The following is a 9,543-nucleotide window of genomic DNA, read 5'->3' as shown; positions in this document are numbered from 1 at the left end:
TCACCCCTTTCTTGATTGTGGGGGTCGGGTGCCGGGTGTCAAGAAACCGCACAACGACTTTTGTGGGATTTGTTCGCGGGCGGTTTCTTGACACCCGGCACCCGACCCCGAAAAGCGCGCATCTACGGGGTGAGGCAGCTCTCTGGGCGCCGCGCTCCCTGGTGGTACGTGGTCTCGGAGCGCCTGCTTGCGCGCCTGCTTGCGCGGCTGCGGAACTGTTATTCACCCGTGACATTAAGCCGCTCTCGGGTGTCCGATATTACCCGATCTCATGTCAGTGCCGGGGTCTAGCCTGGGGTTTATGGGCGGCGACAAAACGGCAGCAGCCACCGCGGACGCGGTGTGGGAACGCGCCCTGGCCGCCCGGGAAATGGTGGCGTCTCTGGCTGTCACCGACTTCGGTGTCCTCGGCCCCGACGACGTCGGCGGGGTGCTGGCCGTGGTGGAGGAGACGGTGCGGATGCTGCCGGGTGTGCAGCAGGGTCTGGTGCGGCAGGTCCGCGACCGCGGCATGCACGCCGACCGGCAGTACAAGAGCCCGGTGCCGTATCTGCGGGACCTGCTGCGGATCACCGAGTCCGACGCCGCCGCCCGGGTGCGGGCGGTGGAACGGTTCCAGCCCCGTATGACGGTGTCGGGGGAGGTGTTGCCGCCGTTGTTCCCGCGGGTCGCGTTCGCGCAGGCGTCCGGGGTGATCTCTTCTGGGCATGCGGCGGTGATCGCCGAGGCGTTGCAGAAGCTCCCGGCCGCGGTCGACCAGCCGACCAGGGTGGCGGCGGAGCAGCAGCTGGTCGCCACGGCGGGCGAGTTGGATCCGGCGCGGTTGCGGTGCGCGGCCAAGCACCTGGGTGCGGTGCTGGACCCCGACGGGGTCCTCGCTTCGGAGCGGGAGCAGCGGGAGAGCCAGGAGTTCACCCTCACCCCGGACCTGCATGGCATGGTCCGGGTCCGTGGCCGCCTCGACGCGCCCACCGCCAACGTGGTGAACCTGGCGGTGGAGGCGCTGGCGAAGCCGACACCATCAGCGGACGGGACCCCGGACCCGCGGACCGCGACCCGGCGCCGCGCCGAGGCGCTCGGTCGGCTCGCGACGATGGCGTTGGACCACGCGCAGATGCCGACCACGGGTGGGCACCGCCCGCAGGTCATCGCCACCGTGACTCTCGCCGAACTCGAAGCCCGCGCCGGCGTGGCGTGGCTGAACAACGGCGCACCGGTCTCCGTGCACGAACTCCTGAAGACCGCGTGCCAGGCCGACACGGCACTCGCCGTGTTCGGGCACCACGGGGAGGTGCTGCACTACGGCCGGTCCCAGCGGCTCGCACCACCCGCACTACGCAGGGCGCTGGTCGCCCGCGACCACGGGTGTGTGGTGTTCGGGTGTGACGCGCCACCGCGGTACACCGAGGCCCACCACGTCACCTGGTGGTCCCGAGGCGGCACCACCGACATCGACAACATGGCCCTGGTCTGCACCGTCCATCACACCGCCATCCATGACGGCACCGTCGACCTGGTCATGAGCAACGGCCGTCCCCACACCGTGCCACCCAGATGGCTCGACCCGACACAGAAGCCACGACTGAACCGCGCGCATGCTCGACCACCCTGACCAGGTAAGTCGCTGTCTGCCCAGACGAGCTCGCTGCACGTGTCGGGCTCGCCTATCGCCGTTGTCCCGGCCCAGCGGCCCACGGTGATGAACGGGTCGAGGTACTCGTGGTCCGCGGCGGACTCCGGGGCCCGGTGCATCACCGCGGCCAGCTGAGACGAGTCGCGGTCATCTCAGCTGCCGCCGGAGCCTTGTGCACAGTAGGCTCGCCGGTCATGGACGGGTCGGTGCTGTCGGGCGAGCTGCTGGGGTTTCCCGCTGACGCGCGGGTGCTGATCGTCAATGCCGACGACTTCGGGATGTACCAGGCGATCAACGCTGCGGTCGTCGAGTCGATCGAGGACGGGATCGCGAGCTCGTGCAGCCTCATGGTGCCGTGTCCTGGGGCGTCGCACGCCATGCGGCTGCTGCGGCAGCGGCCGGAGATGCCGTTCGGGGTCCATCTCACGTTGGTCTGTGACCTGCCCTCGCGTCGCTGGGGTCCGATGGCTGGGGCGGCGCGGGTGCCTTCGTTGCTCGACGATCGCGGTGAGATGTTCACGCCCGACGAGCGATCCGCGTTGCTCGACCGGGCGCGGGTCGATGAGGTCGAGGTGGAGTTCCGTGCGCAGGTCGACGCCGTGATCGATGCCGGGCTGATGCCGATGCACCTGGACTGGCACTGTCTCGCCGACGGCGGCCGTGACGACATCCGTGAGCTGACGGTGGCGCTGGCCGGGGAGTACGGCCTGGCGGTGCGGATCTGGCTCGAGCCCGCGCGTGCGTCGATGCGTGGGAAGGGGTTGCCGGTGACCGACAACGAGTTCGTGGACAGCTTCGCTCTCGATGTCGACGGCAAGGCGGCGACGTACGCGAGGCTGTTGCGTGAGCTGCCGGTCGGTCTGAGCGAGTGGGCGGTGCATCCGGGGCTGGGCGACGAGGAGTCGCGGGCGGTCGATCCCGGTGGCTGGCGGGTGCGCAGGACCGACTACGAGTTCCTGACGTCGCCGGAGGCCCGCGAGATCGTGCGGCAGGAGGAGATCGACGTGGTCGACTATCGGACAGTGCAGCGGGTGTGGACCGCACATGCGTGAGCCGCTCGTTCGCATCGGTACGACGTCAGAGGAGCGCGCATGCCGGTCGTGATCGCCACGCTGTGGCCGAGGGACGAGCACCGCGACGCGGTCGTCGCGATCCTGCGCGAGGTCATCCCTTCGGTGCACGCGAAGACGGCTGCGAGCTCTACGCCCTGCACGAGGCCGACGACCGACTCGTCGTCGTCGAGTCGTGGACATCGGAAGACCTGCTGGCGGCGCACAAGGACGGCGCGGCGCTCGCCGACCTCGACGCACGGCTCGACGGCCTGATGGCGAGGCCCGCCGACATCGTCATCTCGGAGTCCATCCCCGCCGGCGAGGCGACCAAGGGCGCGCTCGCGTCAGGCTGAGCGGCTCAGCCGTCGAGGTGGCGGGCGAGGAAGTCCTGGACGTCGACCGGGGCTCCGGTGTGGGCCGACTCGATGGTCGCGTACAGCAGCGCGGAGCACTGCAGGTTGTCGTCGACCGTGCACTCGGGTGCGGGGCCGCCGCGGAGCCAGTCGCAGAACTGCTCGGCGAGCCAGGGATTCATCCATGCGTGCGGCTCGTCGAGGAGCGGCAGGTCGGTGGCGGACGGCGGCGCCCCGCCGTCCGAGCGCAGCAGCCGCAGGGCCCTGCGGTCGAGCTCGAGCGTGCCATTCTCGCACTCGGCCCTGATGTAGTCGCCGGTCCAGCCGTTGAGGGTCGACGCGTTCGCCTTGGCACCCTCGTAGATCGCCCGGGTGCCGTCGGTCATCTCCAGTGTCACCAGCGCCGTCGAGTCGCCCGCGTACTCGCCCCACGGCGGGTTCCAGGTGACGGCGTAGACGCGCGCCGCGTCGGCGCCGGTGACCGCGCGAAGGATGTCGAGGTGGTGGACGGAGCCCTCGACCAGCAGCGGGTCGGGGATCCGGTGCCGGAACTCACCCCAGTCGCCGAAATGCCGGGCCGCGTGCGTGAACCGGTAGACGACGTACGCAAGCTGGCCGTATCTCCCGTCGCGTACCGCCTGCTGCAGCGTCTGCTTGTCGCGGTCGAAGCGGTGGCTCATCGTCACGGCCATCTTCAGCCCCGCCGCATTCACCTTGCGGTGGATACGCACGCAGCCGGCCATGGTGTCGGCCATCGGCTTCTCGCTGAGGATGTGCGCGCCGGTCGCGACGGCCGCGTCGATGACCTCCTCGTGGAACGCGGGTGGCACCACGACGGTGACGAAGTCGGCATCGTGCTCCGCGAGCGCCTTGCGCACGTCGGTGTAGCAGCGATCGGCGGGCAGGCCGAGGTGCTCGATGGCGATCGCGTGACGGCTCTCGTCGACGTCGACGGCGGCGGCGACCGTGACGTTCGCGGCAGCGGTCAGGTGTGGCAGCACCTCGCGTGCCCAGTAGGTACCCCAGCCGCCGAGACCGACGTGGACGAGGCGCAGCGGCGCGGTCATCGGCGCACGCCTGGGACGTCGTGCCCTGCCGCGGCCTCGTCGTCGCGGTGCAGATGACCCGCGCGTCCGCCGGGCGGCAGGGCGTCCTCGAAAAAGAACGCCTCGAGGTCCTCGTAGACCTCCAGCACGTCGTGCTCGTCGCCGGCACGCGTGCACACGATGTCACCGGGCCCGACCTCGTACTCGACACCCTCGGACGAGACTTTGGCACGTCCGGCGAACACCAGCCAGTACTCGTCGCAGTCGTGGTAGTGACGGTCGAAGCGCCCGCCCACCAGGGGGACGCGGAAGACGCCGGCCGCGGTGACGGCGCACCACGGTGGGCGGGTCGACTCGTCCATCACGTGCGTCGCGGTGCGAACGACGGGCATAGCGACCTCTCAGTCCTTCAGGCCGGTCAGGGCGATCCCGGTCAGCAGCTGGCGCTGGGTGAAGAAGAAGATGACGAGTACCGGCAGGGTCACCAGTGTCGACGCCGCCATCAGGTAGCCCCACTCGGAGCTGAACGTCCCGCGGAATGTCGCCAGACCGAGCGCGAGGGTGAACTTCGCGTTGTCGCTCAGGTACACCAACGGGTTGAGGAAGTCGTTCCACACGGCGAAGAACGTGAACACGCCGACGACGAGCAGCGCCGGCTTGGAGAGCGGCAGGATGATCTGCAGGTATACGCGGATCGGGTTCGCGCCGTCGATGTACGCTGCCTCGTCGAGGTCGCGGGGGATGCTGCGGAAGAACTGGCGTAGCAGGAAGACACTCGCCATGCCGCCCGCACAGAACCACGCGGGCAGCGTCAGTGGAACGTACGTGTCGACGAGGCCGAGCCACTGCCACGCGACGAACGTCGGCACGAGCGTCGCCGCGTACGGCAGCATCAGGCCGGCCATCAGCACACCGAAGACGACGGTGCGTCCACGCCAGCGCAGCCGGCCGAACGCGAACGCGGCGAGCGAGCACGACAGGAGCGTGCCGGGGACGACGAGCAGCTCGATCACCATCGTGTTGAGGAAGTAGCCGACGAACGGCTCGCTGGTGAGCGCCCCGCTGAAGTTCCCCGGGGTGAACGGGTCGGGTATCCACTCCGGTGGGCTGGTGAAGATCTGCGACTCCGACATGAAGGCGCTGCGCACCATCCAGACGAACGGCATGAGGCAGAGGAACCCGCCGACGACGAGCAGGACGAGGACGACGATCCGTGTCGCTCCGACGTGCCCGCGTGCGCGCCGCCGGTCGAGGTCGATCGTCTCCGGTGCCGTCTCGAGGTGCGTCATGCCTCGTCTCCGCTCAGGTAGAAGACCCAGCGGCGCGCGGTACGGAAGACGAGTGCGGTCGCGATCGCGACGACGAGGAACAGCCCCCACGACAGCGCGCACGCGTAGCCGAGCCGGCTCTCGCCGAACGCGGTCCGGTAGATGTAGTAGACCCAGAACAGCGTCGCGTTGCCGGGGCCTCCCTGGGTCATCAGGTAGGCCTCGTTGAAGATCTGGAACGCCGCGATGAGTCCCATGACGAGGTTGTAGAGGATGGTGGGCGTCATCATCGGCAGTGTGACGTACCGCAGCTTGTGCCAGGCGTTCCCGCCGTCGACGTCCATCGCTTCGTACAGGTGCTGAGGGACCGACTGCAGTCCGGCGAGGAAGATGATCGCGACGTTGCCGAACCCCCAGGCGGTCATCGCGGCGAGCGAGGGGACGGCGGTGGCAGCCCCGTAGATCCACTGCGAGGTGGGGAGCCCGACCTCGCGGAGCACCGAGTTGAGCAGGCCGAAGTCCGGGTTGTAGATCCAGGTCCAGAGGATGGCGGACGCGACGCTCGGCACGAGAACCGGCAGATAGTAGATCGTCCGGAAGAAGCCTCGCCCGCGGAAGGTCTGGTTGAGGAGCAGCGCGATGAAGAAGCCGACGAGCAGGGTGAGCGGCACGGCGAGGATCGCGTAGTAGAGCGTGGCACCCGCGGACTGCCAGAACAACGGGTCGCTGCCGAGCATCGTCGCGAAGTTGTCGAAGCCGACGAAGCGCGGGGGAGAGCCGATCGTCCAGTCGGTCAGCCCGATCACCAGCGACGCCACCATCGGGCCGACGAGGAACAGGACGAAGCCGGCGACCGCGGGTGCGGCCATCGCCCTGCCCCAGCGGCGTTCCATCCGGAGCTGGCCGCTCATCGGCGCGCTCTGCCATGGCGGTCGCGGGGTCGGCGCCGTCGCCGGCCTGGTGTCGCTGGTCGTCGTCGACATCGTGGATCAGGCGGACGGGTAGACGCCGCGCAGCAACGGGTCGATCCGCTTCTTCGCCTTCTGCATCGCCGCTCTCACTACGGCCTTCCCGCCCTTCGCGGACGCGAAGAGCCCGTCCATCTCGGCGGTGAGGATGTTGTTGATCTGGTCCCAGTTCTTGATCTTGTAGGCCGGTTCCTCCTCGCCGCACTCGACGAGGTAGTCCAGCGCCGCCGTCTTGAACTCCTTCGGGTGCACCGGGTTGTCGGTCCACGACGCGACGGCCTTCGGGTCGGTGTAGTACTTCTTCCCCAGCGGCATCCACAGACCCTTGGCGTAGAGGTCGTTCTTGGTCGGGTCGGCGAGGTGCAGCATCAGCTCGATCGCCAGGTCGACCTTCTTGCTCTTCGCCGAGACCACGACGGCGTTGCACAGGTTGACCGTCTTCGGCTCCTCGAACCTCGGGAGCACACCGACGCCGTAGTCGAGCTTCATCTGGCCGAGGTCGAGAAGGTTCCACTGCCCGTCGAGCACCGTGGCCACGCGCCGGTTCTCCAGCAGGTCCGCGGTGAAGGTCGCGGCGAACGTCTTGAACTGCGCGGGCGTCGGTGCGACGTGGTGCTCGTAGATGAGGTCGTGGATGTCGCTGACGACGTCGACGGCAGCGGCGCTGTCGAGCACGCATCGCTTCCCCGTCTCGTCGACAATGTCGGCGCCGTTCGAGCGGAGCAGCGGGTAGAACTGCGGCCAGCCGGTCGGGGCGAGCGTGCCCCACTGCTTCACCGCTTTCGGGTCGAAGCCCGACTCGGTGGGATGCCGTCCCTCGCGGTCGACGGTGAGCTTCTCGCAGTACCCCACGAACGCGTCCCAGGACCACGCCTTGCCCGCGACCGCGGGAGGTGTCGGTACGCCCGCCTCCTTGATGGCTTCGGCGTTGTACCACATCATCATCATCTCGACGGCGAGCTGCGTGATCGCCTTGCCCGGCGCCCACCGGTGGACGACCGTGGGCAGCATGTCCCCGATCTGTGGGTACTCGTCCTCGTAGTCGAGGATGTTCGCGAGCCTGCCCTGCGACGCGAGGCGCATGGCCAGGCCCTCGCTCTGATAGCTGAGGTCGGGCAGGTCGCCCGCGGCCACGAGGGTGTTCATCTTCGCCTCGTAGCCGTCGTTGGGGATGAACTGGTACGTCACCTTGCGGTTCTTGCCGCCCTTGACGAAACCGTCGACGGCGCTGCGGACGTGCTCCTTCTCGACGTCGGAGCCCCAGCCGGTCATCAGGATGCCGTCGGTGGCGGCTTCTCCCTCCGAGCGTCCGGCGAAGCCGCCGCACGCCGCCGTCGTGACGACGAGGGTGCCGAGCCCGGCCACCTGCAGGAACCTGCGACGGTCCACCGGTGGTGATGCGAATCGGGTGTTCATGGAGGGCCCTTCACGGTGCTGCGATGGGTGACTGAGTCATCGGCGGATCTCGACGAACCGGCGTACCTGTTCGGTGAGGGCACGTTCGACCGGAAGGCGCTCCATGGAGGAGGCGCCGTAGAAGCCGTGCAGGCTGGGAGCGCGCGAGAGAACGTACGCCGCGTCGTCCGGCTCGGCGACGGGTCCGCCGTGACATAGGACGAGCACGTCGTCGCGTGCGGCGAGCGCCGCCTTCGCCCAGACCTCGGCCAGCTCCGCGCACTCGTCGAGCGTCCGCGCGGACTCCGCGCCGACGGCGCCACCCGTCGTCAGACCGAAGTGGCAGACAATGACGTCCGCCCCGGCCGCCGCCATCGAGGACGCGTCGTCGGCGGAGAACACGTACGGGGTCGTCACGAGCTCGTGCGCGCGGGCGCGCCGGACGAGCTCGACCTCGAGGTCGTAGCCCATCCCCGTCTCCTCGAGGTTCGCGCGGAACGTCCCGTCGATGAGACCGACGGTCGGGAAGTTCTGCACGCCGGAGAAGCCGAGCGCGGCGATCTGGTCGAGGAAGTGCTCCAGGTCGAGGAACGGGTCCGTGGCGTTGACCCCGGCGAGGACGGGTGTGTGCTCGACGACCGGCAGGATCTCGCGCGCCATCTCGACGACGATCTCGTTGGCGTTGCCGTACGCGAGCAGCCCGGCGAGCGAACCACGGCCGGCCATCCGGTAGCGGCCCGAGTTGTAGATCACGATGAGGTCGATGCCGCCGGCCTCCTCACACCGCGCCGAGAGGCCGGTGCCCGCGCCACCGCCGACGATCGGCCGGCCGGCCTCGACCTTCACATGCAGTCGGGACAGCACCTCGTGTCGTGGAATGCGCATCAGGACGTGGTCCTCTCGCTTGCGGTGACGAAGGCTTCCAACCGGTCTGCCATGGCAGTGGCGAACTCCGGGTCGTTGACGTCGGTGTCGATCTCGACGAGCTCCACACGCGAACGATCCAGCGACGAGCGGATCGCGTCGAAGAGTGCGGCGTCCGCCTGCGCGTCGTGGAACGGCTCACCCTCGACGGAGATCTCCGAGACGCCTCGTAAGGGCAGGAACAGGGCGGCGGGCGCGGTCGCGGCGGACAGTCTCGTGGCGAGGCGCCTGCCGAGCTCCGCGCACTCCTCCGGCGTGGTGCGCATCAGCGTGACCGACGGGTTGTGCACGTGGAGCGTGCGGTCCGCGAACCGCTCGGGCACGGTATCGCGCGGGCCGAAGTTGACCATGTCGAGTGCGCCGACGGAGACGACCTGGGGGACGCCCGCCGTCGCAGCCGAGGTGAGCCGGCCGCTTCCCGCCGAGAACACGCCGCCGACCAGCTCGTCGGCCAGCTCCGTCGTGGTGATGTCGAGGACGCCGGCGAGCCAGCCGTCGGCGGCGAGGCCTTCGAGCGTCCTGCCGCCCACGCCGGTCATGTGGAAGACGAGGACCTCGTAGCCCCGGTTCTCGAGTGCCTCGCGCGCCGCGGTGACGCTCCTCGTCGTCACGCCGAACATGCTCGCGGCGAGCAGTGGGCGTCCATCGTCGGCGGGCGGCTCGGGTGCCGAGACCATGCCGGCGACCGCGGCGGCGGCGTTGGCCATGATGCGTCCCGACAACCGGTTGACGCCCGCGACGTCGGTCACGCTCGGCACGAGGACGAGGTCGCTCTCGCCGATGTACGCACGCGTGTCGCCGGACGCCGCCGTCGACACGATGACCTTCGGGACGCCGAGCGGGAGGACGCGGAACGCCTGCGCGGCCACCGACGTACCACCGGTGCCGCCCAGGGCGAGCGCAC

9 protein-coding genes and 1 pseudogene are annotated in these 9,543 nt (G+C 69.2%); 3 read left to right on the top strand and 7 right to left on the bottom strand.

All coding sequences use genetic code 11. The features are described 5' to 3' along the window. Window positions 1–271 precede the first annotated feature (271 nt). The 3 genes and pseudogenes from GEV10_30690 (at window position 272) to GEV10_30680 (ending at window position 3,038) form a co-directional block, all read left to right on the top strand. The gene (locus tag GEV10_30690; GenBank protein MQA82773.1) at window positions 272–1,612 is read left to right on the top strand and encodes a DUF222 domain-containing protein; all 1,341 of its coding nucleotides are present in this window, start codon (window positions 272–274) and stop codon (window positions 1,610–1,612) included. 215 nt (window positions 1,613–1,827) lie between these two features. Beyond that, window positions 1,828–2,685 carry a ChbG/HpnK family deacetylase gene (locus GEV10_30685; GenBank protein MQA82772.1) on the top strand — a complete coding sequence of 286 codons (858 nt, stop codon included), beginning with the start codon at window positions 1,828–1,830 and terminating at the stop codon, window positions 2,683–2,685. Between the two features lie 39 nt (window positions 2,686–2,724). Further along, window positions 2,725–3,038 (top strand): annotated as a pseudogene (locus tag GEV10_30680) (antibiotic biosynthesis monooxygenase). 5 nt (window positions 3,039–3,043) lie between these two features. Here the strand turns inward: GEV10_30680 and GEV10_30675 are convergent. From GEV10_30675 to GEV10_30645, 7 genes are all read right to left on the bottom strand, one after another. Further along, the gene (locus GEV10_30675; protein ID MQA82771.1) at window positions 3,044–4,105 is read right to left on the bottom strand and encodes a gfo/Idh/MocA family oxidoreductase; all 1,062 of its coding nucleotides are present in this window, start codon (window positions 4,103–4,105) and stop codon (window positions 3,044–3,046) included. Further along, the gene (locus tag GEV10_30670) at window positions 4,102–4,476 is read right to left on the bottom strand and encodes a cupin domain-containing protein (protein ID MQA82770.1); all 375 of its coding nucleotides are present in this window, start codon (window positions 4,474–4,476) and stop codon (window positions 4,102–4,104) included. The genes GEV10_30675 and GEV10_30670 overlap by 4 nt, the downstream gene beginning before the upstream one ends. Window positions 4,477–4,485: 9 nt before the next feature. Beyond that, window positions 4,486–5,373, bottom strand: coding sequence for an ABC transporter permease subunit (locus tag GEV10_30665; protein ID MQA82769.1), 888 nt, complete (start codon window positions 5,371–5,373; stop codon window positions 4,486–4,488). Continuing rightward, window positions 5,370–6,263, bottom strand: a complete 894-nt coding sequence (locus GEV10_30660) for an ABC transporter permease subunit (protein ID MQA82768.1) — start codon at window positions 6,261–6,263, stop codon at window positions 5,370–5,372. Before GEV10_30660 ends, GEV10_30665 begins: the two co-directional genes overlap by 4 nt. A 78-nt stretch (window positions 6,264–6,341) precedes the next feature. After that, window positions 6,342–7,736: an extracellular solute-binding protein gene (locus GEV10_30655; GenBank protein ID MQA82767.1), complete on the bottom strand. Its 1,395-nt coding sequence runs from the start codon at window positions 7,734–7,736 to the stop codon at window positions 6,342–6,344. Between the two features lie 36 nt (window positions 7,737–7,772). Next, the gene (locus GEV10_30650) at window positions 7,773–8,600 is read right to left on the bottom strand and encodes a phosphoenolpyruvate hydrolase family protein (protein MQA82766.1); all 828 of its coding nucleotides are present in this window, start codon (window positions 8,598–8,600) and stop codon (window positions 7,773–7,775) included. Continuing rightward, window positions 8,600–9,543: UPF0261 family protein (locus tag GEV10_30645; GenBank protein MQA82765.1), on the bottom strand; the 944-nt coding region annotated here is incomplete at its 5' end. The genes GEV10_30650 and GEV10_30645, both read right to left, overlap by 1 nt.

The organism is Streptosporangiales bacterium (assembly GCA_009379955.1).
Taxonomy (GTDB): domain Bacteria; phylum Actinomycetota; class Actinomycetes; order Streptosporangiales; family WHST01; genus WHST01.
The sequence above is the reverse complement of the archived record's forward strand: the minus strand, read 5'-3'. Positions and strand labels throughout refer to the sequence as shown.

Excerpts from the sequence above, each read along its gene's own strand:
- GEV10_30650 (MQA82766.1), bottom strand. The coding sequence starts at position 8,600 with ATGCGCATTCCACGACACGAGGTGCTGTCCCGACTGCATGTGAAGGTC.
- GEV10_30655 (MQA82767.1), bottom strand. The coding sequence starts at position 7,736 with ATGAACACCCGATTCGCATCACCACCGGTGGACCGTCGCAGGTTCCTG.
- GEV10_30665 (MQA82769.1), bottom strand. The coding sequence starts at position 5,373 with ATGACGCACCTCGAGACGGCACCGGAGACGATCGACCTCGACCGGCGG.
- GEV10_30660 (MQA82768.1), bottom strand. The coding sequence starts at position 6,263 with ATGAGCGGCCAGCTCCGGATGGAACGCCGCTGGGGCAGGGCGATGGCC.
- GEV10_30670 (MQA82770.1), bottom strand. The coding sequence starts at position 4,476 with ATGCCCGTCGTTCGCACCGCGACGCACGTGATGGACGAGTCGACCCGC.
- GEV10_30685 (MQA82772.1), top strand. The coding sequence starts at position 1,828 with ATGGACGGGTCGGTGCTGTCGGGCGAGCTGCTGGGGTTTCCCGCTGAC.
- GEV10_30675 (MQA82771.1), bottom strand. The coding sequence starts at position 4,105 with ATGACCGCGCCGCTGCGCCTCGTCCACGTCGGTCTCGGCGGCTGGGGT.
- GEV10_30690 (MQA82773.1), top strand. The coding sequence starts at position 272 with ATGTCAGTGCCGGGGTCTAGCCTGGGGTTTATGGGCGGCGACAAAACG.